The 20,856-nt window shown below is 67.9% G+C and carries 19 protein-coding genes; 14 read left to right on the top strand and 5 right to left on the bottom strand.

All coding sequences use genetic code 11. The features are described 5' to 3' along the window. Window positions 1-55: 55 nt before the first annotated feature. The gene (locus tag ACSQ3Y_RS00965) at window positions 56-847 is read right to left on the bottom strand and encodes an IclR family transcriptional regulator (RefSeq protein WP_436180069.1); all 792 of its coding nucleotides are present in this window, start codon (window positions 845-847) and stop codon (window positions 56-58) included. A 166-nt stretch (window positions 848-1,013) separates the two neighbouring features. On the opposite strand from ACSQ3Y_RS00965, the gene ACSQ3Y_RS00960 reads away from it, so the two are divergent. The 10 genes from ACSQ3Y_RS00960 (at window position 1,014) to ACSQ3Y_RS00915 (ending at window position 12,309) form a co-directional block, all read left to right on the top strand. Further along, entirely contained in the window at window positions 1,014-2,774 is a 1,761-nt protein-coding gene (locus ACSQ3Y_RS00960; RefSeq protein WP_436176141.1) for an FAD-dependent oxidoreductase, read from the top strand. Window positions 2,775-2,811: 37 nt separating this feature from the next. Further along, window positions 2,812-3,588, top strand: a complete 777-nt coding sequence (locus ACSQ3Y_RS00955; protein ID WP_436176140.1) for an SDR family NAD(P)-dependent oxidoreductase — start codon at window positions 2,812-2,814, stop codon at window positions 3,586-3,588. Window positions 3,589-3,659: 71 nt separating this feature from the next. Next, complete coding sequence (locus ACSQ3Y_RS00950; RefSeq protein WP_436176139.1) at window positions 3,660-4,859, top strand: ABC transporter substrate-binding protein; 1,200 nt, start codon at window positions 3,660-3,662, stop codon at window positions 4,857-4,859. 82 nt (window positions 4,860-4,941) lie between these two features. After that, complete coding sequence (locus ACSQ3Y_RS00945; RefSeq protein WP_436176138.1) at window positions 4,942-5,865, top strand: branched-chain amino acid ABC transporter permease; 924 nt, start codon at window positions 4,942-4,944, stop codon at window positions 5,863-5,865. Next, window positions 5,862-7,634, top strand: a complete 1,773-nt coding sequence (locus ACSQ3Y_RS00940) for a branched-chain amino acid ABC transporter ATP-binding protein/permease (protein WP_436176137.1) — start codon at window positions 5,862-5,864, stop codon at window positions 7,632-7,634. The genes ACSQ3Y_RS00945 and ACSQ3Y_RS00940 overlap by 4 nt, the downstream gene beginning before the upstream one ends. Before the next feature lie 15 nt (window positions 7,635-7,649). Next, window positions 7,650-8,363 (top strand): ABC transporter ATP-binding protein, encoded by a 714-nt coding sequence (locus ACSQ3Y_RS00935; protein WP_436176136.1) that lies wholly within the window; start codon window positions 7,650-7,652, stop codon window positions 8,361-8,363. 29 nt (window positions 8,364-8,392) lie between these two features. Next, window positions 8,393-9,349: an MBL fold metallo-hydrolase gene (locus tag ACSQ3Y_RS00930; protein WP_436176135.1), complete on the top strand. Its 957-nt coding sequence runs from the start codon at window positions 8,393-8,395 to the stop codon at window positions 9,347-9,349. A 108-nt stretch (window positions 9,350-9,457) separates the two neighbouring features. Continuing rightward, window positions 9,458-10,378, top strand: coding sequence for a DMT family transporter (locus ACSQ3Y_RS00925; protein WP_436176134.1), 921 nt, complete (start codon window positions 9,458-9,460; stop codon window positions 10,376-10,378). 15 nt (window positions 10,379-10,393) lie between these two features. Next, on the top strand, window positions 10,394-11,593 hold the full coding sequence (locus tag ACSQ3Y_RS00920; RefSeq protein ID WP_436176133.1) for an NADH:flavin oxidoreductase/NADH oxidase: 1,200 nt from the start codon (window positions 10,394-10,396) through the stop codon (window positions 11,591-11,593). Beyond that, window positions 11,590-12,309 carry an EthD domain-containing protein gene (locus tag ACSQ3Y_RS00915; protein WP_057200590.1) on the top strand — a complete coding sequence of 240 codons (720 nt, stop codon included), beginning with the start codon at window positions 11,590-11,592 and terminating at the stop codon, window positions 12,307-12,309. Before ACSQ3Y_RS00920 ends, ACSQ3Y_RS00915 begins: the two co-directional genes overlap by 4 nt. 11 nt (window positions 12,310-12,320) lie before the next feature. Here the strand turns inward: ACSQ3Y_RS00915 and ACSQ3Y_RS00910 are convergent, their stop codons facing one another. Together ACSQ3Y_RS00910 and ACSQ3Y_RS00905 are read right to left on the bottom strand one after the other, a co-directional pair. Next, window positions 12,321-12,668 (bottom strand): hypothetical protein, encoded by a 348-nt coding sequence (locus tag ACSQ3Y_RS00910; protein ID WP_057200591.1) that lies wholly within the window; start codon window positions 12,666-12,668, stop codon window positions 12,321-12,323. 9 nt (window positions 12,669-12,677) lie between these two features. Beyond that, window positions 12,678-15,596: a DNA topoisomerase III gene (locus tag ACSQ3Y_RS00905; RefSeq protein ID WP_436176132.1), complete on the bottom strand. Its 2,919-nt coding sequence runs from the start codon at window positions 15,594-15,596 to the stop codon at window positions 12,678-12,680. Window positions 15,597-15,715: 119 nt separating this feature from the next. Here ACSQ3Y_RS00905 and ACSQ3Y_RS00900 point away from each other — a divergent pair, with 119 nt between their 5' ends. From ACSQ3Y_RS00900 to ACSQ3Y_RS00885, 4 genes are all read left to right on the top strand, one after another. Next, window positions 15,716-16,321, top strand: coding sequence for an SET domain-containing protein (locus tag ACSQ3Y_RS00900; RefSeq protein ID WP_057267002.1), 606 nt, complete (start codon window positions 15,716-15,718; stop codon window positions 16,319-16,321). Next, window positions 16,318-17,166, top strand: a complete 849-nt coding sequence (locus ACSQ3Y_RS00895; RefSeq protein ID WP_436176131.1) for a biotin--[acetyl-CoA-carboxylase] ligase — start codon at window positions 16,318-16,320, stop codon at window positions 17,164-17,166. The genes ACSQ3Y_RS00900 and ACSQ3Y_RS00895 overlap by 4 nt, the downstream gene beginning before the upstream one ends. Before the next feature lie 13 nt (window positions 17,167-17,179). Continuing rightward, entirely contained in the window at window positions 17,180-17,848 is a 669-nt protein-coding gene (locus ACSQ3Y_RS00890) for a hypothetical protein (protein WP_057200595.1), read from the top strand. 79 nt (window positions 17,849-17,927) lie between these two features. Then, on the top strand, window positions 17,928-18,671 hold the full coding sequence (locus ACSQ3Y_RS00885) for a DUF6882 domain-containing protein (protein ID WP_436176130.1): 744 nt from the start codon (window positions 17,928-17,930) through the stop codon (window positions 18,669-18,671). Between the two features lie 33 nt (window positions 18,672-18,704). Here ACSQ3Y_RS00885 and ACSQ3Y_RS00880 read toward each other — a convergent pair whose 3' ends face one another. Both ACSQ3Y_RS00880 and ACSQ3Y_RS00875 read right to left on the bottom strand, forming a co-directional pair. Further along, window positions 18,705-19,673, bottom strand: coding sequence for a tripartite tricarboxylate transporter substrate-binding protein (locus ACSQ3Y_RS00880; protein WP_057200597.1), 969 nt, complete (start codon window positions 19,671-19,673; stop codon window positions 18,705-18,707). Between the two features lie 120 nt (window positions 19,674-19,793). Next, a complete protein-coding gene (locus ACSQ3Y_RS00875) occupies window positions 19,794-20,810 on the bottom strand; it encodes an MBL fold metallo-hydrolase (RefSeq protein WP_436176129.1) in 1,017 nt (338 codons plus the stop codon). Window positions 20,811-20,856 lie beyond the last annotated feature (46 nt).

Raw genomic sequence — 20,856 nt, 5'->3', positions numbered from 1 at the left:
TTCTGGCCCACGCCGTGCGCCGGCCCCAGCAGGGGGCAAGTAGCCTGTCCGCAGCTCAGCCCGGCACGGGTGGCGCGGTGCGGCCGATGCGCTGCGAGACCTGAAGCGCGCACTGGCGCAGCGGCGTGGCCACCGAGCCATCCCAGCTGCTGTCGAAACTGGCCGATGGGCCCATGGCCAGGATGCCCAGCACCAGGTGGCCTGCCGAGTCGAACACCGGCGCGCACAGGGCGTCGATGCCGGGAATCGGCTGCCCCAGCGAGCGCGACAGGCCGTTCTTGCGTGTCTCGGCCAGGGCGGCGTCGAGTTCCGCGTGGGCGGGTTCGCCCTTGGCATCCTTGCGCGTGCCCAGGCGCTGCAGTTCATCGTTCAGGATGCGCTCAACCACCTTGGGCGGCATGTAGGCCGCGAACAGCCGGCCCGTGGCCGTATTGGTCAGCGACATCACGGTGCCCGTGCGCAGGTTCACGTGCAGGGGCTCGATGGGTTCCTCCAGCCGCACGATGGTGGGCCCCAGGTTGCCCCAGACGGCCACCGCAATGCTTTGGCCCGAGTCATTGGCCAGCGCCTCGATGAGTTGCGAGGCCTCCTTGACCGGGTCCATGCGCTGCAGGCGCGTCAGGCCCAGCTGCAGGGCCAGCGGGCCCAGCTCGTAGTGTCCGGCCTCGGTCTGGGTGACGAAGCCCACCTTCAGAAAACTCACCATGTACGGATGCGCCTTGCCCGCCGTCATGCCGCTGGCCTTGGCCAGGTCCTTGAGCGCCAGCGGGCGCACGTGCAGGGCGAGTTGCAACAGCAGGGCACTTCCGATCTCGATCGATTGGATGCCACGGCGACTTTTTTCCATGATGGGGAGTTCCAGACGGGGGGTGGCCAGTGTATCCATAAGGGTTTTCCATGACATAGACAGATTCATCCGACTGAATCGCATCATTTGATATTAACGGATCAATTGACAATAGTCATACGCTCGATAGAATCCGCCAAAACACTTCGAACGTTGGAGACAAGGCATGACGCAGGACAGCATCTCGGTGGATGTATTGGTGGTGGGCACGGGTGCCTCGGGCATGGCGACGGCCATCACGGCGGCATCGCAGGGCCTGAAGGTGCTGGTGGTGGAAAAGGAAGCGCGCTTCGGCGGCACCACCGCGCGCTCGGGCGGCTGGCTGTGGATCCCGGGCACGCGCCTGGCCAAGGAGCAGGGCATCCAGGAACCGGCCGGCGCTGCCCGCGCCTACCTGCAGCACGAGGCCACCACCCATTTCGACGCCGCGCGCGTCGACGCCTTCCTGGAGTACGGCCCCAAGGCCATCGACTTCTTCACCCAGAACACCTGCGTGCAGTTCGACATGCCCGCCGTGTTCCCCGACTACCACGCCGAGGCCACGGGCGGCCAGCCCGGCGGTCGGTCGATGGTCACGCGCCCCTTCGATGGCCGCGAACTCGGCCCGCGCATCAAGCACCTGGCGCCACCCCTGCCCGAACTCACGGTGTTCGGGATGATGTTGGGCTCGGGCCCCGAGATCAAGCACTTCATGCGGGCTTTCAAGTCGCCCACCTCGTTCGCCTACGTGGTGCGGCGCCTGAGCAAGCACGCCATGGATGTGATGGGCAACGGCCGCGGCATGACGCTGACCAACGGCAACGCCCTGGCCGGCCGCCTGGCCAAGGCGGCGATGGACCTGGACATCCCCGTGTGGCTGTCCTCCCCGGTCACTAAACTGGTGGTGGAATACGACGGCGTCAGCGGCGCGCTGGTGCAGCATGAAGGCAAGACCGTGAAGGTCACCGCCACGCGCGGCGTGGTGCTGGCTTGCGGCGGGTTCCCGCACGACGTGGAGCGGCGCAAGCAGCTCTTTCCCCACGCGCCCACCGGCAAGGAGCACTACTCGCCCTCGCCCGCATCCAACACCGGCGACGGCCTCAAGCTCGCCGAGGCCGTGGGCGGCTATGTGGACGGCACCATCCCCCATGCGGCGGCCTGGGTGCCGGCATCGGTCACCACGCGGGCCGACGGCAGCAAGGGCGTGATGCCGCACTTCATCGACCGCGCCAAGCCCGGCGTGATCGCCGTGACGCCCAAGGGCGTGCGCTTTGCCAACGAGGGCAATTCGTACCACGACTTCGTGCAGGCCATGGTCGCCGCGTGCCCGGGCGAGAAGGAAGTCTCCGCCTGGCTGCTGTGCGACCACAAGGCGCTGCGTGCCTACGGCCTGGGTTGCGTAGCCCCCGCGCCGCTGCCCATCGGGCGCCACCTGCGCAGCGGCTACCTGCAGACCGGCAATACTGTGGCCGAGCTGGCCGCACGCATCGGTGTGGAGCCGTCGGTGCTGGAGGCCACGGTCAGTGCATTCAACGACACCGCGCGCCGTGGCGAAGACCCGGCGTTCGGCAAGGGCAGCAAGGCCTACAACCGCTACCAGGGGGATGCGCTGGTCACCCCCAACCCCTGCCTGGCCCCGCTGGAGAACGGGCCGTACTACGCGATCAAGCTGGTCATCGGCGACATCGGCACCTTTGCCGGCCTGCAGACCGACGACAGGACCCGCGTGCTCAACGCCGCGGGCCAGCCGATCAAGGGCCTGTACGCCGTCGGCAATGACGCAGCCAGCATCATGGGCGGCAACTACCCCGGTGCCGGCATCACCCTGGGCCCGGCGCTCACCTTCGGCTACGTGGCCGGGATGGAACTGGCGCAGGCCCTGGTGCCCGTGCGCGAATCGGTGACGCTGCAGGACCGCGCTGCCGTGCCCATGGCCCGCACGGCCTGAGCCCCCCCAAAAAGACCAGAGAAGAAGGAGCAGACCTATGGTGTATCCAGAAGCAGTGGCCCCGCGCCTGCTGAACGGCCGGCTGGCGCTGGTCACGGGCGCTGGCCAGGGCAATGGCCGCGCGATCGCGCTCGGCCTGGCCCAGGCCGGTGCGCGCGTGGTGGTGACCGACATGAACACGGCAGCCGTGGAGGAAACGGCACGCCTGGTCAAGGCCGAAGGCGGCGACGCCTTCGCCTACACGCTGGACGTGACCGTGCCCGAGGCGTGCAACGCGCTGGCCGCGCAGGTGGGCAGCGAGGTGGGTGCCGTCGACATCCTGGTGAACAACGCCGGCATCATCATCCGCGAAGGCACGGGCAGCGAACGCGCCGCCGCCAACTGGAAGAAGACCATCGATGTCAACGTGCACGGCACCTTCAATGTGAGCCTGGCCTGGCTGCCGGCCATCCAGTCCACCCGGGGCTCCATCATCAACATCGCCTCCATCGCCGCCTATGCCGGCCAGGGCGGCAGCCTGGGCTACTCGCCCTCCAAGGGTGCGATCAAGATGTTCACGCAGTCGCTCGCGGCCGAACAAGCCCCCAAGGGCGTGCGCGTGAATGCGCTGGCGCCCGGCGTCATCGCCACGCCCATGACGGCGGCCACGCGTGACAACCCCGAGCGGCTGGAGTCGTTCATGACCCGCATCCCCATGGGCCGCGTGGGAGAGACCGAGGACCTCGTCGGCCCGGTGATCTTCCTCGCGTCCGACATGTCGCGCTATGTCACAGGCATCACGCTGCCCGTGGACGGCGGCTTCCTCGCCGTCTGACCGAGTTCCCCCTGGCCCGGCCCGTCACAGGGTGCGAGGCAGCTTTCAACCATAAAGAAGGAGACAACACCATGCAACCCAAACGCCTTTGCGCAGGCCTTCTGGCCGCAGCCGCCATCACCGCGATCTCGACCGGCGTGTCCGCCCAGGACATCAAGCTCGGCTACAACGGCGACCTTTCCGCCTCGCCCTCGGCCCAGAGCGGCCAGGCCGCCGTGATCGGCATGGAAGCGGCCATCGCCGACATCAACGCCGCCGGCGGCGTGCTGGGCCGCAAGCTCACGCTCACCACGCGCGATGACGTCTCGGCACCGCCCAAGTCCATCCAGAACATGAGCGAGCTGATCGACAACGAGAAGGTGGTTGCCGTGTTCGGCCCCACCAACTCGGGCAACGCCATGGCCTGGAAGCACATCGCCAACCAGAAGAAGATCCCCGTGCTGGGCAACGTGGGCTCGGGCACCGACATCACCAAGCCCATGAGCCCCGGCGCTGACAACTACATGTTCCGGGTCTCCATGGTGGACCGCGAGCAGGTCGCCGCCCTCATGGCCTACGTCAAGAAGAACGCCGCCACCTCCAAGGTGGTGGGGCTGATGGCCGAGACCACCGGCTACGGCCAGGGTGGCTTGAAGGACATGCAGGAGATCGCCGAGGTGCAGGGCATCAAGGCCGCTGCCACCGAGCGTTTCGGCGTGGGCGACACGGACATGACCTCGCAGCTGAGCAAGATGAAGGCCGCGGGCGTGGACACCGTGGTCGTCTGGGCCCAGGGCACGCCGATTGCCCAGCTGGTGCGCAGCATGGAGAAGATCAACTACTTCCCGCTCACGCTGACTTCCTGGGCCGCCGACAACATCACCTTCTACGACGCGGCCGGCAAGGCCCTGGCCGAAAAGCCGCTGTTCATGCGCACCGTGAGCGAGACGCGCACCCCCGCGCAGCAAAAGCTGTTCGACCGCATCGGTGCCAAGCTCAAGGCGCCCGGCTCGTTCTCGTTCGCGCTGCATGGCTATGACTCGGTGCTGCTGTACGCCGAGGCCGTCAAGCAGGCCAAGACCACCGAAGGCTCGGCCGTGCGCCTGGCGCTCGAAGACCTCAAGACCCCTGTGCAGGGCGTGCTCAAGGCCTACGACAAGCCCTTCACCAAGACCAACCACGACGCGCTGACCGCCAAGGACCTGGTCTGGATCCGCTGGAAGGACGGCAAGCTGCTGCCCTACACCGATGCGCTGATCGGCTCGCTGACGCCGGCCGACTTCAAGCAGTAAGCACCCCTTCGCCCGACGCACGACCACAACGGCCGGGCGTGGCGGACATCCGTGTCCATCGCGCCCGGCCGAGGAACAGAACATGACAGAAGCGCTCTTGCAGGCGATCATCAGCGGGCTGGCGGTAGGCGGTGCCTACGCGCTGGTGGCGCTGGGGTTCAGCATCACATTCACGACCACCAAGACCCTCAATTTCTCGCATGGGGAGTTCGTCTCGGCGGGCGCCTTCATCGGCATGAGCGCACTCTTCCTGGTGCTGGGCAAGCCGGTGAGCTCCACCACCTTCGGCGATGCCATTCCTGGTGCCGGCGCACAGTTGCTGGCCCTGGTGGCGGCCCTGGGTGCCATGGGCCTGCTGGGTTGGCTGCTGTATGCCATCGGCGTGCGGCCGTTCGCCGGACGGCCCGGCATGGCCTGGGTGATGAGCACCCTGGGCTTTGGCGTCATCCTGCAGAGCATCGGCCTGGCCATCTGGGGGCCCAAGCCCGTGGTGGTGCCGGCGCCGGTGGGCGATGCGGTGATCCGCTTTCTGGGCGTGGGCGTGCGCCCGCAGGAACTGCTCACGCTAGGCGTCACGGTGGTCATCATGCTGGTGTTCGACCGCGTGATGAACCACACCATGGTCGGCAAGGCCATGCGCGCCGTGGCCGCCAATGGCAGCGTGGCCAGCCTGATGGGCATCAACACCAATGCGGTGATGATCGGCGCCTTCGTCGTCAGCTCGGCGCTGGCCGGGTTGTCGGGCTTTCTGCTCGCGCCCATCGCCCAGGCCTCGCTGTTCATGGGGCTCACCGTGGGGCTCAAGGGCTTCTCGGGCGCCATGATCGGCGGGCTGAGCAACCCGCGCGGCTGCGTGATCGGCGGCTTCGTGCTGGGCGTGTTCGAGTCCATGGTCAACCTCTGGCAGGCGCAGTGGCGCGAGGTGGCGGTGTTCGCGCTGGTGATCCTGGTGCTGGCCTTCCGTCCCACGGGCCTGTTCGGCAAGAAGATGGTGGAGAAGGTATGAAGCAGGGCCGTCACTTCGTCGCGGTGGCCCTGGTGGCTGCAGCGCTGATCGGCGCCACGGCGCTGTTCAACAACGACTACTACCTGCGCATCGTGTTCATGATGTGCGTGTACTACTTGTGCGCCGCCGGCATGAACGTGCTGGTGGGCTACGCCGGCCAGAAGTCGCTGGGCCAGGCCGGTCTGTTCGCGGCCGGCGCCTATGCGGCAGCCCTGCTCACCACGCGCACGGAGATGAGCCCCTGGCTGGCGCTGGTGCTGGCCGCCGGTATCTCGGGCGTATGCGGCGTGCTGATCGCGCTGCCCTCGCTGCGCGTGAAGGGCCCTTACCTCGCCATGGTCACGCTGGCCTTCGGCATCGTGGTGGAAAAGCTGGTGGGCGAATGGACCGACGTGTTCGGCGGCGCCCAGGGCATCTACGGCATCAAGCCGCTGACCTGGAACGGCCAGCCCTTCACCTCGGTTCAGTGGGTGTGGTTCGGCATCGTGCTGTGCGCCGCAGCCCACCTGCTGCTGCGCAATCTGATCTGCAGCCGCTTCGGCCGCGCCCTGCTGTCGCTGCAGGCGGACGAAATCGCATCCTCCTCGGTGGGCGTGCGCGTCTACCGCGCCAAGGTGATCGCCTTCGTGGTCGCGGCCGTCACCTGCGGCATCGCCGGTGCCCTGGTCGCGCAGCAAAACCAGTACATCAACTCCGATTTCATCACCTTCCACCTGTCGATCTTCATCCTGCTCTTGGTGCTGTTCGGCGGCGCGGGCTCCATGTACGGCCCGCTGGTGGGCACGGTGATCCTCACGCTGGTGGATGCGCTGCTCGCGCGCTGGCCCTCGGCCCAGCATTTCCTCTACGGCTTTTTGCTGCTGTTCGCGCTGTACGTGATGCCGGGCGGCATCATGGGCCTGGTGTCCCAGTGGTTCCAGAAGGCGAAGAAAGCCGGCCTGGTGGCTGGCGGCAGCGCAGCGCCCACGCGCATCGGGCCCGATGGCAGCGGCGAGTTGCTGGTGGTGCAGGGCGTGAGCAAGTCCTACGGCGGCGTCAAGCCCGCACAGGACGTGTCGTTCCGCCTGCAGCGAGGCCACATCCATGCGCTGATCGGGCCCAACGGCGCGGGCAAGAGCACCATGATCAACATGCTGACCGGCGTGGTCGATCCCGACCAGGGTTCCATCCGCTTCCTGGGTCAGGAGATCGTCGGCCGCCAGGTGCACACCATCTGCTGCCTGGGCATGGGCCGCACCTTCCAGAACCTGCGCCTGTTCGCCGACCTGTCGGTGCTGGACAACGTGATGCTGGGGCGGCACAGCCGCATGAGCAACGGCTTCTTCTCCTCACTGCTGTCGCTGCCCCAGGCGCGCCGCCAGGAGGTGGCCACGCGCGAGCGCGCCATCCAGTTGCTCGACCTGGTGGGCCTGTCGCACCTGGCGCACCAGCCGGCCGGCAGCCTGCCGTACGGCCTGCAGCGCCGCGTGGAGCTGGCGCGCGCGCTGGCCACCGAGCCACAGCTGCTGCTGCTCGACGAGCCCGCCGCCGGCCTGAACCCGCAAGAGACGGCCGAGCTGGGCCAGTTGCTGGTGCGCATCGGCCAATGCGGTGTGAGCATCCTGATGGTGGAGCACCACATGGACCTGGTGATGTCGATCTCGGACCACGTGATCGTGCTCGACTACGGCATCAAGATCGCCGAGGGCAAGCCCGCCGAGGTGCAGGCCAACCCGCGTGTCATCGCCGCATACCTGGGCGTTGACGACGACGCCGTGGCCGCCACCTGAACCGAGAGCATGAGCATGTTGAAAATCGAATCCGTCAAGGTGTCCTACGGCGCCATCGAGGCGGTCAAGGGCGTGAGCCTGGAAGTGCGCCAGGGCGAGGTGGTGACCATCATCGGCGCCAACGGTGCTGGCAAGAGCACGCTGCTCAAGAGCATCTGCGGGCTGGAGCCGGTGGGTGAGGGCCGCATTTTCGTGGACGGCAAGGACTGCACCCTGGTGCCCGCGCACCAGCGCGTGGGCCTGGGCGTGGCCATGTCGCCAGAGGGGCGCGGCGTGTTCGCCGACCAGACCGTGCGCGAGAACCTGATGCTGGGCGCCTACTCGCGCAGGGCCGAGGGCGCTGCGGCGCTGGAGGCTTCCATCCAGCGCGAGTTCGTGCGCTTTCCGCGCCTCAGGGAGCGCGAGCACCAGCTGGCCGGAACGCTGTCGGGCGGCGAGCAGCAGATGCTGGCGATTGCCCGCGCCCTCATGAGCGGGCCGCGCCTGCTGCTGCTCGACGAACCCTCGCTGGGCCTGGCGCCGCTGATCATCAAGGACATCTTCGACGCCATCCGCCAGCTGCGCGATGCCGGGCTGACCATCCTGCTCGTCGAGCAGATGGCCAAGCAGGCCCTGGGCGTGGCCGACCGCGCCTACGTGCTCGAAACCGGCCTCATCACGCTCGAAGGCTCGGGCGTGGAACTGCTCAACAACCCCAAGGTCAAGGCGGCCTACCTGGGCACGCATTGACACCATCTGGAACACCAAGGACCCACCCCATGACCACCAAGACCTTCGCCTCCGCCGCCGACCTGGAAGTCAAGCAGGTCAGCTTCGACAAGCTGTCCGAGCATGCCTACGCCTACACCGCCGAGGGCGACCCCAACACCGGCATCATCATTGGCGGCGACGCGGTGATGGTGATCGACACCCAGGCCACCCCCGTCATGGCCCAGGACGTGATCCGCCGCATCCGAGAAGTCACGGACAAGCCCATCAAGTACGTGCTGCTCTCCCACTACCACGCGGTGCGCGTGCTCGGTGCCAGCGCCTACGGGGCCGAGCACATCATCGCCAGTGAGGACACGCGCGATTTGATCGTCGAGCGTGGCCAGTTCGACAAGGACAGCGAGATCGGCCGCTTCCCGCGCCTGTTCCAGAACGTGGAAAGCGTGCCGGAAGGCCTGACCTGGCCGACCATGACCTTCAACAGGAAGATGACCCTGTGGCTCGGAAAGCTCGAAGTGCAGATCCTGCAGCTGGGCCGCGGCCACACCAAGGGCGACACGGTGGCCTGGCTGCCGCACGAAAAGATCCTCTTCTCGGGCGACCTGGTGGAATTCGGTGCCACCCCGTATGCGGGAGACGCCTATTTCAAGGACTGGCCGCAGACCCTGGACAACCTGGCGGCCCTCAAGCCCGAGAAGCTGGTGCCTGGCCGGGGCGCCGCCCTGCAGACCCCGGCGCAGGTGCAGGAAGGCCTGGCCGGCACGCGCGCTTTCATCAGCGACCTGTACGAGAGCGTCAAGGAAAGTGCCGCCAAGGGCGAGGATCTGCGCAAGGTCTACGAAGCCACCTTCGCCAAGCTGCAACCCAAATACGGCAACTGGGTGATCTTCAACCACTGCATGCCGTTCGACGTGACTCGGGCGTACGACGAAGCCACGCAGTACCCGGACCCGCGCATCTGGACGGCCGAGCGCGACGTGCAGATGTGGAAATCGCTGGAAGGCTGAGCCGCCCGTTCCAGGCCGCGCCGTGTGCGCGCGGTCGGCATCCATGGCAACGCCCGTGCATGGCACGGGTGACGCCCCTTTGTTGGCGCCTGCAGGAGTCCTGAACCCATGCCCGTGAACGACCGCCAGTCCCTGGCCGTGCAGGCCGTCCTGATCGGCGCGATGGCTGTGTGGGGCCTGAACCTCACGTCCGTGAAGTGGCTGACCGCCTGGTTCGAGCCCACCATGCTGGCCTGCGTGCGCATGCTGGTGGCATGCGTCGCGCTCACCGCCATCGTCGTGGTCAAGCGCTGCACGCGCGTGCGGTTCACCGGGCGCCAGTGGGCGGCGATGGGGCTGTGCGCGGTGTTTATGGTGTATGCCAACCAGGTGTTGTTCGCCCAGGGCCTGCAGCGCTCCACGGCGACCAATGCGGCGCTGGTGATGGCGCTGAGCCCGTTGGCTTCAGCCCTGCTGGCGGCGCTGCTGTTTCGCGAGCCACTCACGCTGCAGCGCGGCTGCGGCGTGCTGCTCGGCTTTGCCGGCGTGGCAGCAGTGGTGCTCAGCCACCCGGGCTCGGGCCTGTCCAGCGCGGGCGTGGGCGACCTGCTCATCATCTGCTCGGTGGTGAGCTTTGCCGCCGGCGGTGCCATGGTGCAGCGCCTCGCGCGCCAGATCCATCCGCTCACCATCTGCTGGCTCAGCTACTGCATCGGCACGGTGCTGCTGGTGGCGCACCTGGCGCTGGACCCCTCGGACGTCACGGTGGCCACGCTGTTCCCGGGCTGGTGGCCGTGGGCGCTGGTGCTGTTCTCAGGCATTTTCGCCACGGCGCTGTGCAACGTGGTGTGGAACCAGGCGATTGCCGCCATTGGCGTGGCGCGCACGGCTGTGTTCCTGTACTGGGTGCCGGTGTTCGGCGTGCTTTTCGCCGCCCTGCTGCTGGGCGAGCAGCTCACGCTGTGGCACCTCGTGGGATTTGCCGCCGTGATGGGCGGCACCTGGCTGGGCACGCGCCGGCACGTGGCCGTGGCGCCCGCTGTGCCCTGAATCTTCTCTTTGACCATGACCCATTCGCAACCTCCCCTGCTGTTCCAGCCCCTGGCCCTGCGCGGGCTCACCCTGCGCAACCGCACCGTCATCTCGCCCATGTGCCAGCACGCCGCAGAAGGCGGGCACGCGACGCCCTGGCACCTGGTGCACCTGGGCAAGTTCGCCCTGGGCGGCGCAGGCCTCATCCTCACGGAAAGCACGGCCGTGGACCCGCGTGGGCGCATCGGCACGGCTGACCTGGGCCTGTGGAAGGACAGCCAGATCGCCCCGCTCAAGGCGGTGGTCGATTTCGTGCACGCCAACGGCAGCGCCATCGGTGTGCAGCTGGCGCATGCCGGCCGTAAATCCGGTAGCCAGCCGCTGTGGGAGGGAGGCGCGGCCCTGGGCGACGCGCAGATGGCCGCCGATGCGGAGCCCTGGCAGCGCCTGGGCCCGAGCGCCTTGCCTGCCGGGCCCGGCTGGTCTGCACCCATGGTGCTCGATGCGGCTGGCATCGAAGACATCGTGCAGCGTTTTGCCGATGCTGCGCTGCGTGCCGACCAGGCCGGGATGGACGTGGTCGAACTGCACTTCGGCCATGGCTACCTGGTGGCCAGCTTTCTCTCGCCCCATTCCAACCACCGCGGCGACGAATGGGGCGGCAGTTTGCAGGGGCGCATGCGCCTGGCCCTCACCATCGCGCGCCGGGTGCGTGCCGTGTGGCCTGCCCACAAGCCGCTGTTCGCCCGCCTCTCGGTCGTGGACGGCAGCCGCGAGGGCGGCTGGGACGTGGAGGATTCGATCGTGCTGGCGCGTGAACTCGCGCAGTGCGGCGTCGATGTGATCGACTGCTCCTCCGGCGGCCTGACCGAGGAGACGCGCGCCCTGCCCGTGCCACGCGGCCTGGGCTTCCAGGTGCCGTTTTCCGCCCGCATCCGGGCCGAGGCCCAGGTCAAGACCCAGGCCGTGGGCATGATCGTCGATGCCGCGCAGGCCGAGGACATCCTCGACCGCGGCCAGGCCGATCTCATTGCCCTGGGCCGCGAGGCGTTGCTCGACCCCTACTGGCCCCACCACGCCGCAGCCGCCCTGGGGGCCGACCCAGGCTACGAGCGCTGGCCCGTGCGCCACGGTGTCTGGCTGGCCAAGCGGGCTTCGGGCCTGGCGCGTGCGCGTGCCGATCAGGCGGACGGTACGTCCTTCACCAGTGACAACCACAAGGAGACACGATGAGCAGCCACCACATCCCGAGCCGTGTGAGGATGGGCCTGATCAGGAAGCAGCCCGACTGGAGCATCGAGCGCTTCGATGCCTACTGGCGTGACCACCACGGCGCACTGGCGGCGCGCGTCCCCGGCTTGCAGGCCTATTGGCAAAACCTGGTGACCGACCGGCTGCAGCGCGGCATCGACTACGCGCGCGGTCCGTGGGATTTCGACGGCTTCTCGCAGCTGTGGCTCGACGGGGAGCGGCGCGCAGAGGCTGCCTTCGGGCAAGGCAACCTGGCCGCCGAGCTGGTAGCGGACGAACAGCATTTCCTCTCGGGCCTGCACATTGTGACCACCGAGCAGACCGAGGTCATCGCCCTGCCCGCCGACCCGGCGGCCCGCGCGCGGCTGCTCAAGCGCATCTCCACCCTGCGCCGCCGCGCCGATATCTCCGAGGACGATTTCAGGCGCGAATGGCGCGTGCACGCCGGCCTGGTGCGCACCATGCCCGGCGTGAGTGGCTACCGCCAGAACGTGGTGACCGAACGCGAGCGCGTGAAGGGCCAGCCCTGCGGCTATGGCGATCTGCCCATTGACGGCATCGTGGAGCTGTGGTTCGAAAGCCCAGAGGTACTGACGGCTGCGTTTGCGTCACCTGAGGGACAGCGCACCATGGCCCATGCCAGGACCTTCCTGGCGGAGATCACGGCCTTTCTGGTGACCGAACGCCGCGTAGTCTGACGGGCCGGTCCTCACGGTGAGCGTGGGAAGGATGTGACTTCGCCATTCACCTTGTGCTCCTGGCCGCCGGGCGCGCAAGGCTGGTCGGTGTAGACCGTGCGCCCCTCCTGGACGCACTTGCGCAGCTGGGGTGCGGGCGCCGATGCAGCGCCTCGCGCGCCCGCGGCAGTGCCTTGCGCGTTCTTCTTTTCCGGCGGCAGGGAGTCTTCTCCGGGGCGCATCAGCCTGCCCCACGTCTTTTCGACCCACGGCCCGGCCTGGGGCAGCCATTGGTCGGCTTTCCACCAGGCCACGGCGGCGCCAGCCACCAGCAGCACCACGGCGATGGTCCAGGCGGTACGTTCGCGGGCGCTGCGCATGCTGCTGCGTCAGCCCAGGTGCTGGCCCAGAATGCCGGCCAGCTCGAACATGCCTGCACTGTCCTTGCCGAACACCGCCCGCAGCTTGTCGTCGGCGACGATGGTGCGCTTGTCCTTGGGGTCCTGCAGGTTGTTCGCCTTGATGTACTCCCACAGCTTTTTCACGGCCTCTGGCCGGGCAACCGGCTCGCTGCCGATCACGGCGGCCAGCGCGGCGCTGGGGGCGGCGCCGGCCGCGGCCTTGCGCGGCGCCTTGGCGGTGGCGGTCTTGGTGGCCGCCGCCTTCTTGGTGGGCGCCTTCTTCGCGGCCGCCGCCTTGGCCGGTGCCTTGGCTGCGGCGGTCTTGCCGGCAAACGCACCGGCGGCTGGCTTGCGCGGCGGGAACTTGCTCGGCGCGAACTCGAAGTTCACCTTGCCCGCCTCCTTGTCCCAGGCCAGGAAGGCCTTGAACGCGCGGCGCGTGCGCATGGAGACGAACTTGTCCAGCAGGTCGGTCTTGCCGGTTTCCAGCAGCTTGTGCATCTGCTCGCGCTCCACGGGCTGCTGCAGGATGATCTTGCCGCTCTTGAAGGTGCAGCTCGGCGTGGGCTGGGCGGCGGTGGGCACGGCCTTGCTGCACACGTAGTTGGCGCCGTGCTCGTGCACGCCTGCGCCACAGATCGGGCAGGGGCCCAGGGACGCATCGGCAAACTCCACCAGCTCGCCCGATTCCTCGGCGTTCTTGTCGTCGCCGAAATCGAACTCGAGCTTGTAGTTGTGCGCTTCGTCGTCGTACTTGATGACGATCTCGGAGGTGAAGGGCCAGCCCGCCTTGGAGCGGAATCCTTCGAGCGGCCCGATCTTCTTGTCGCGCAGCAGGGCCTCGGCCTCGGCGGTCTCGAAGGTGCGGCCCGCAGGCGACTTGCCGAAGCTGAAACCACAAGGCTCGGCACCGGGCTTGCCCACGCAGGCGAAGCGGCGGTAGTTTTCCTTCACCACGCCGCCGCAGTTGGGGCAGGGCGTGGTCAGCGTGGCGTAGTCGCCCGGAATGGTGTCGCGGTCGTATTCCTTGGCCTTCTTGACCATGCGCTCGGTCATGGCGGCGATGTCGGCCATGAAGGATTCGCGGCTCAGTTGCCCCTTTTCCATCTGCGAGAGCTTGAACTCCCACTCGCCCGTGAGGTCGGCGCGGCACAGCTCCTCCACCTCCAGCCCGCGCAGCAGCGTCATGAGCTGGAACGCCTTGGCCGTGGGGATCATCTCGCGGCCTTCGCGCAGCATGTACTTTTCGGTCAGCAGGCCTTCGATGATGGCCGCGCGCGTGGCAGGCGTGCCCAGCCCCTTCTCCTGCATGGCCTCGCGCAGTTCCTCGTCATCGATCTGCTTGCCGGCGCTTTCCATGGCGCCCAGCAGCGTGGCTTCGGAGTAGCGCGCCGGCGGCTTGGTCTTGAGGCCCTTGGGGTCGACCTGCTGGGTCTGCACCGTTTCGCCGGGCTTCACGGGCACCAGGTTCTGGCCCTTGTCGCCGTCCTTGCCACCCTCCACTTCGTCGGCGGCTTCCTTGCCGTAGATGGCCAGCCAGCCGGGGCGCACCAGCACCTTGCCCTCGGTCTTGAAGCTGTGGCCCACGGCCGTGCTGATGCGGGTCGTCACCGTGTACTCGGCGCTCGGGAAGAACACCGCCATGAAGCGGCGCACCACCAGGTCGTACAGCTTCTGTTCGGCTTCCGACAGGCCGCTCGGCGCCTGCAGCGTGGGGATGATGGCAAAGTGATCGCTCACCTTGCTGTTGTCGAAGATGCGCTTGGAGGGGCGCACGTAGTTGTTGGTCAGCGCCGTGCGCGCATGCGGTGCCAGGTGGCGCATGCTGCTGTCGGCCAGCATCTCGAAGGTCTGGCGCGCCACGGGCACGTAGTCCTCGGGCAGCGCGCGCGAATCGGTACGCGGGTAGGTCAGGGCCTTGTGGCGCTCGTACAGGCTTTGCGCCAGTGCCAGCGTGGTCTTGGCCGAGTAGCCGAATTTGCCGTTGGCCTCGCGCTGCAGGCTGGTCAGGTCGAACAGCAGGGGCGATGCCTGGGTGGTGGGCTTGCTCTCCTCGGTGACGCTGGCCTTCTGGCCGCGCACGGCGTCGGCAATGGCCTGGGCTTCGCGCTGCGACCAGACGCGGTCGGCGCGCATCTCCACGTCCTCGTTTTTCTTCCACTTTGGGTCGAACCACTTGGCGGGGTACTCGCCGGCCTCGGCCTGGAAGGCGGCATGGATTTCCCAGTAGTCGCGGCTCACGAACTTGCGGATCTTTTCCTCGCGCTCCACCACCAGCGACAGCGTGGGCGTCTGCACCCGGCCCACGGTGGTCAGGAAGAAGCCGCCATCGCGCGAGTTGAAGGCCGTCATGGCCCGCGTGCCGTTGATGCCCACCAGCCAGTCGGCCTCGCTGCGGCTGCGCGCCGCATGCGCCAGGCCCGCCATCTGCTGCTCGCTGCGCAGGGCGTCGAAGCCATCGCGGATCGCCTGGGGCGTCATGGACTGCAGCCACAGCCGCTTGACCGGCTTGCCCAGGGGCTTGGCGCCGCCGGCGTACTGCTCGATCAGGCGAAAGATCAGCTCCCCCTCGCGACCCGCGTCACAGGCGTTGATGAGTTGCGTCACGTCCTTGCGCTTGGCCTGCTTGACCACCGCGTTCAGGCGGGTCTTGGTCTTGTCCACCGGCTTGAGGTCGAAATACGGGGGGATCACCGGCAGGTGGGCAAAGCTCCACTTGCCGCGTTTCACGTCGAATTCCTCGGGTGCCTGGATCTCCACCAGGTGGCCCACGGCGCTGGTGACTACATAGCGGTCGTTCTCGAAGTGGTCATCGTGCTTTTCGAACTTGCCCGCCACGGGCGTCAGTGCGCGCACGATGTCCTGCGCCACCGAGGGTTTTTCTGCAATTACCAGGGTCTTGGTCATTTTTTGGTTTCTCGCCAGTCTGGCTGTCCGGCATCCGGCCGGTCGCTTCTACAATTCGTTGCCTCACGCGTACACGCGCACGCGCATGTGTGCATATTCAAGTTAACAGAGTTTTTGCCATGCCCCGCACCGCATTGCCCGCCGCCCCTTCCAACCCACCGGGCCGCCGCATCCAGACGCGGCGCTCGGGCGTGCACGGCAACGGCGTGTTTGCCGTGCAGGATATTGCAGAGGGCGAAGTCCTTGTCGAGTACACGGGCGAGGTCATCGGCTGGGAGGAAGCGCAGGACCGCCACCCCCATGATCCCCTGCAGCCCAACCATACCTTCTACTTCCATGTGGATGAAGACCGCGTGATCGACGCCAAGTTCGGCGGCAACTCCTCGCGCTGGATCAACCACAGCTGCAACCCCAATTGCTATGCCGACGAGCGGGACGGCCGGATCTTCATCACCGCCCTGCGCAACATCCACGCTGGTGAGGAACTCAACTACGACTACGGCCTGATCATCGACGAACCCTACACCAAGAAGCTCAAGGCCGAGTATCCCTGCTGGTGCGGCAGCGACAACTGCCGGGGCACCCTGCTTGCGCCCAAGCGGGGCTGGCGCCCTCCCATGCCGGCTGAGCCTGTAGCGCCACCGCGTAAAAAGAGTAACAAAAAAAGCGGCGACGATGCCACGGGCAACAAGGCCTCCCAGCCCGGGCGGCGCGCAAAGCCATGACCCCGCTTTCCATCCGCTGGCCTGCCGAAGCCCTCTGGGAAGCCGTGGTGCCCCAGTTGCCGGGCTTTTCCGTCGAGGTGCTGCCCAGCATCGACTCCACCAACACCGAACTCATGCGTCGCGCGCGCGCAAGCCTGTGCGACCCCACCCTGCTCGTGGCCGAGCAGCAGACGGCGGGGCGCGGGCGCCTGGGCCGGGTCTGGCAGAGCGATGTGGGCGCCTCGCTCATGATGTCGCTCGGCCTGCCCCTGGCACCGGCCGACTGGTCGGGCCTGTCGCTGGCCGTGGGGGTGAGCGTGGCCGAGAGCCTGCAGCCGGTGCTGCCGTCGGAGGGCGAGGGCCAGCCCCCCCGCGTCGGCCTCAAGTGGCCCAACGACCTGTGGACCACCGGCGACCGCAAGCTCGGCGGCATCCTGGTCGAAACGGCCAGCTTTGTGGCGGCGCAGGGCAGCAGTGCCATGCCGGCGGGCAGCGCGGCCCGCTACGTGGTGGTGGGCATCGGCATCAACGTGCTGCCGCGGGGCGGCGATGGCATGAGCATGCCCCCGGCCAGCCTGCAGGAGGTGGAACGCGGCCTCACTGCCCCCGAGGCGCTGCGGCGCATCGTGCCGCCCCTGGTGGCCATGCTGCAGTCGTTCGAGGGCTATGGCTTTTCCCCCATGCAGGCGCGCTTTGCGCAGCGCGACATCCTGCAGGGCCGCGCCGTCACCATGAGCGACGGGCAGGCCGGCACCGCCCACGGCGTGGGCGAGGATGGTGCGCTGCTGGTGCAGACGGCCAACGGGATGCAGGCCATCACGAGTTCGGAAATCAGCGTGCGGCCCAGCCCCGCGCTGCCGTCATGAAAGAAGGATCTGCATGCTGCGCCTTCTCATCCTGATCCTGCTGTTGGCCAATGGCGGCTACTACGCCTGGTCGCAGGGGCATCTGCGCGAATGGGGCTTTGCGCCAGTGCAGGAGGGCGAGCCCCAGCGCATGGGCCAGCAGCTGCGCCCTGACACCTTGCAGATCCTGCGGGCCAGGCCGACCAACCCCGCCCCGCCAGTTCCCGTGTCCGAGGCCACGCCACCCGCGGGCACCGCGGCCGAATGCCTGCAGGCCGGCGTGCTCGACGAACGGCAGGCCGAAGCCGTGCGCACGGCGGCAGCCGCTCTGCCCCAGGGCAGCTGGGTGCTCGAATCGACACCCACGCCGGCCCGCTGGATGGTCTACATGGGCCGTTTCGAAGACCAGGAGACCCTGGACAAGAAGCGCGCGGAGTTGCGTGCCCGCAAGGTCGACTTCGACCGCCCCGGCGGCACGCTGGAGATCGGCCTGTCACTGGGCCGTTTCACCACGGAGGACGCGGCCAAGCGCGAGCTGGCGTCACTGGGCGAAAAAGGCGTGCGCACCGCCCGGGTGATCCAGGAGCGCACCGAAACCCCCGGCTTCACGCTGCGCCTGCCCGCCGTGACCGATGCGCTGCGCTCGCAACTCGACACGCTGCGCAGCGCACTGGCCGGCAAGGCGCTGCGCAGTTGCAGCTGAGCTGAGCTGCCGGCGCCTGCAGGCTCTGCACGCGGTGGCGCTCGATGCCGTTCCCTTTTTCCTTTGCGAACCTGATCCCATGACCGAAGAAGCCTCTTCCATCCAATGTGGCGAGCACGGAGAAGCCACGCCCACCTATGTCTGCGGGCACCTGCACCGCCACCCCGCGCAGCGCTGGTTCTGCGACGCCCCCGAGGCCGACTACCCCTTCCCCGACGCCTGGTGCGCCACTTGCAATGCCGAGTTGGTGAAGGAAGGCGGCGAGTGGAACGACCGCAACGAGGGCTGTCTGGACCTCAAGATCCTGTGCCACCACTGCTACCAGGGCTCCATGGCCCAGAGCATTGGCGCCATGCCCGAGCCGCAACTGCACGCCTGGGAAGACGCGGTGGTCGATGCCCACCATGCGCTGGTGCACAAGCAGCAGGCGCTCGAATCCGACCACGGCGTCTCGCGCTTCGAGCGCTGGGACTACGACCAGGCGCAAGGCACGCTGACCTTCTCGCACGAGGGGGCTCCCCGGGTCGTGGCGGACATCGAGTTCATCGGCTCGGTCTCCAAGGCCAGCGGCACCTGGCTCTGGGCCTGGGCGAACTTCAGCCACCATGCCAAGGTGAGCACCCGCATCCCTGCGGTGCGCGAGTGGGGCGAGGTCCAGGGCTTTCTGCCGCTGACCGTGCCCCGCTGGGATGCGGACGTGACGGACGGCTGGGAGCTTTCGGGCGTGGCCGCGCAGGTGCTCGGTGCGCGCGGGGTGTACCGGGCGCCCACGGACAATGGCTACCTCTTCATGGCGTTGATGTCGGTGCGGGCGGTAGGGTAGCTTTGGGATGGCGCCTGTGCCATCCCAGGGCCTTCAGTCCAGCACGATGCGCGCGAAACGGCTCACGCGCCGCATCTTGTCGACTTCCTTGCGGATCTGCGCGCCGAACTCCTCGGGCAGGCTGCCGGAGCCGAAGAGACCCTGGTCCGCCAGCTGGGTCTTGACGCTGGGTTCCTGCAGCACGGCGGCCACGGCATCGCGCCACTGCCTGGCCATGGCGGCTGGCATGCCCGCTGGCGCCACCAGGCCGAACCACGACGGGTCGTTGCTGGAAAACAGGCTCAGCTCGGCATAGGTGGGCACCGTGGGCAGCACCGCCAGCCGCTCCTTCCACGACACGGCCAGTGCCCTCAGCCGGCCGGCCTGGATGTGCGGCAGGGAGGAGGCCACCTGGTCGAAATAAACGGGTACCTTGCCGCTCACCACGTCGGCCAGTGCCGGTGACGCGCCCCGGTAGGGCACATGGGTCATGAAGGTGTTGGTGGTGCTCTTGAGCAGCTCGCCCCACATGTGGCCGATGGTGCCATTGCCGGGCGAGGCATAGGCCACCTTGCCGGGTTGCGCCTTCACGTAGCGGATGAACTGCGCGAAATCCCGCGCCGGCAGGTCGGGGTGCACCACCAGCACGCCGGGGGCCTTCACGATTTCGGTGATGGGCGTGAAGGCGTCGATGTTGTAGGGCAGGTGGCGGTAGACCGCAGGGTTGACACCGTGCGTGGACAGCGTGGCGATGCCCAGTGTCAGCCCATCGGGCGCGGCGGCCGCGACCTCGGTCATGCAGGTGGCGCCCCCCGCGCCGGGGCGATTCTCCACGGTGATGGGCCGCTGCATCCGCTGCGACAGCGGGCCGGCGATGGCGCGTGCCGTGATGTCGGTGGCACCGCCCGCTGCAAACGGAACCAGCAGCCGCACCGGGCGCGTATCGGCCGTGGATTGGGCCCATGCGTGGCCTGCAGCCCATGGAATGGGGAATGCCCCGGCCAACAGAGTGCGTCGTTTCATCGGGGGCCTTGTCGGTAGTGAAAGGCCCATTCTGGAGAGTTGGTGCCGCCGTGGATAACGACGTTTGGCACTCAGCATAGTCCTGGCAGGAATGTCCCGGTCGTGCCACGCCTGCGATGGCTACTCCAGCGGGATCGCCCGCGTCTCCCCGTGCCGCATCAGCCACACGCGTTCGGTGGGCACGCCGCGCTCGGCCAGGGCGGCGGCCAGGTCGCGCGGCGGGTGGTCGAAGGCCTCCTGGGTGAGTGCAAAGGTGCCCCAGTGCACGCCCATGGCCTGGCGCGCCTGCACGTCCAGCATCAGCTGCACGGCGTCGGCCGGGTTCACGTGCATGGGCTTCATGAAGTCGCGCGGCAGGTAGGCGCCGATCGGCAGGGCCAGAAAATCGACGGCACCGATGCGCTGGCGGATGGCCTTGAAGTCGTCGCTGTAGCCCGTGTCGCCCGGAAACAGGAAGCGCCAGGGCCCTGCCGCATCGGGCCGGCTCCACTCGAGCAGGTAGCCGCCCCAGAGCGAGGCATTGGTGTCGTTCAGGCTGCGGCGGCTCCAGTGCTGGGCGGGGGTGAAGTGCACGCGCACGCCAGGCGCCAGCTCCACGGACTCCCACCAGTCGAGTTCGGTCGTGTTGTCCATTGCGCGCCGCACGAACCAATCCTTGAGCCCCATGGGCACGATGAAGCGCGGGTTCTGCCCCGCTGCCCTCAGGCGCTTCAAGGTGGCACTGCACAGGTGGTCGTAGTGGTTGTGCGAGACCAGCACGGCATCGATGCGCGGCAACTGTTCGGGCGCGAGCGGCGGCGGCACGCGCCGCGGGGCGCCAAAGCGCCCGAGCGGACCGGCATGGCTGGCCAGCGTGGGGTCGATCAGCACGTTCAGGCCCGCCACCTGCAGCAGCATGGAGACATGGCCCAGCCAGGTCACCACCGGCGCCTCGTGCCGCTGCGCCAGCAGCGCATGGTCCACGGGCTGGGTCCAGTCGCTCACGAAGCGCGCGTAGCCTCCGGCGGGCTCGGAGCGGGGCTTGAAGTCGCCGCGCAGCGAGCGCCATGCCATCTCGTACCAGGGGAAGTTGCCGATCACGACCCCCGCATCGGTGTTGCAAAAGCGGCGCGGTGGCGAAGAGGGAGAAGCAGGCATGGGGCATCCGGCAGAACGGGATTTCATGATGCCTCAAACCGGTGTT

This window comes from Acidovorax sp. LjRoot66 (genome assembly GCF_964253305.1).
Taxonomy (GTDB): Bacteria; Pseudomonadota; Gammaproteobacteria; order Burkholderiales; family Burkholderiaceae_C; genus Acidovorax.
Note: the sequence above shows the minus strand (reverse complement) of the source record. Positions and strands in the feature narration are given on the sequence as shown.

Excerpts from the sequence above, each read along its gene's own strand:
- ACSQ3Y_RS00880 (WP_057200597.1), bottom strand. The coding sequence starts at position 19,673 with ATGAAACGACGCACTCTGTTGGCCGGGGCATTCCCCATTCCATGGGCT.
- ACSQ3Y_RS00890 (WP_057200595.1), top strand. The coding sequence starts at position 17,180 with ATGCTGCGCCTTCTCATCCTGATCCTGCTGTTGGCCAATGGCGGCTAC.
- ACSQ3Y_RS00965 (WP_436180069.1), bottom strand. The coding sequence starts at position 847 with ATGGAAAAAAGTCGCCGTGGCATCCAATCGATCGAGATCGGAAGTGCC.
- ACSQ3Y_RS00950 (WP_436176139.1), top strand. The coding sequence starts at position 3,660 with ATGCAACCCAAACGCCTTTGCGCAGGCCTTCTGGCCGCAGCCGCCATC.
- ACSQ3Y_RS00955 (WP_436176140.1), top strand. The coding sequence starts at position 2,812 with ATGGTGTATCCAGAAGCAGTGGCCCCGCGCCTGCTGAACGGCCGGCTG.
- ACSQ3Y_RS00910 (WP_057200591.1), bottom strand. The coding sequence starts at position 12,668 with ATGCGCAGCGCCCGCGAACGTACCGCCTGGACCATCGCCGTGGTGCTG.
- ACSQ3Y_RS00915 (WP_057200590.1), top strand. The coding sequence starts at position 11,590 with ATGAGCAGCCACCACATCCCGAGCCGTGTGAGGATGGGCCTGATCAGG.
- ACSQ3Y_RS00940 (WP_436176137.1), top strand. The coding sequence starts at position 5,862 with ATGAAGCAGGGCCGTCACTTCGTCGCGGTGGCCCTGGTGGCTGCAGCG.
- ACSQ3Y_RS00885 (WP_436176130.1), top strand. The coding sequence starts at position 17,928 with ATGACCGAAGAAGCCTCTTCCATCCAATGTGGCGAGCACGGAGAAGCC.
- ACSQ3Y_RS00875 (WP_436176129.1), bottom strand. The coding sequence starts at position 20,810 with ATGCCTGCTTCTCCCTCTTCGCCACCGCGCCGCTTTTGCAACACCGAT.
- ACSQ3Y_RS00900 (WP_057267002.1), top strand. The coding sequence starts at position 15,716 with ATGCCCCGCACCGCATTGCCCGCCGCCCCTTCCAACCCACCGGGCCGC.
- ACSQ3Y_RS00960 (WP_436176141.1), top strand. The coding sequence starts at position 1,014 with ATGACGCAGGACAGCATCTCGGTGGATGTATTGGTGGTGGGCACGGGT.
- ACSQ3Y_RS00905 (WP_436176132.1), bottom strand. The coding sequence starts at position 15,596 with ATGACCAAGACCCTGGTAATTGCAGAAAAACCCTCGGTGGCGCAGGAC.
- ACSQ3Y_RS00925 (WP_436176134.1), top strand. The coding sequence starts at position 9,458 with ATGCCCGTGAACGACCGCCAGTCCCTGGCCGTGCAGGCCGTCCTGATC.
- ACSQ3Y_RS00945 (WP_436176138.1), top strand. The coding sequence starts at position 4,942 with ATGACAGAAGCGCTCTTGCAGGCGATCATCAGCGGGCTGGCGGTAGGC.
- ACSQ3Y_RS00920 (WP_436176133.1), top strand. The coding sequence starts at position 10,394 with ATGACCCATTCGCAACCTCCCCTGCTGTTCCAGCCCCTGGCCCTGCGC.
- ACSQ3Y_RS00935 (WP_436176136.1), top strand. The coding sequence starts at position 7,650 with ATGTTGAAAATCGAATCCGTCAAGGTGTCCTACGGCGCCATCGAGGCG.
- ACSQ3Y_RS00895 (WP_436176131.1), top strand. The coding sequence starts at position 16,318 with ATGACCCCGCTTTCCATCCGCTGGCCTGCCGAAGCCCTCTGGGAAGCC.
- ACSQ3Y_RS00930 (WP_436176135.1), top strand. The coding sequence starts at position 8,393 with ATGACCACCAAGACCTTCGCCTCCGCCGCCGACCTGGAAGTCAAGCAG.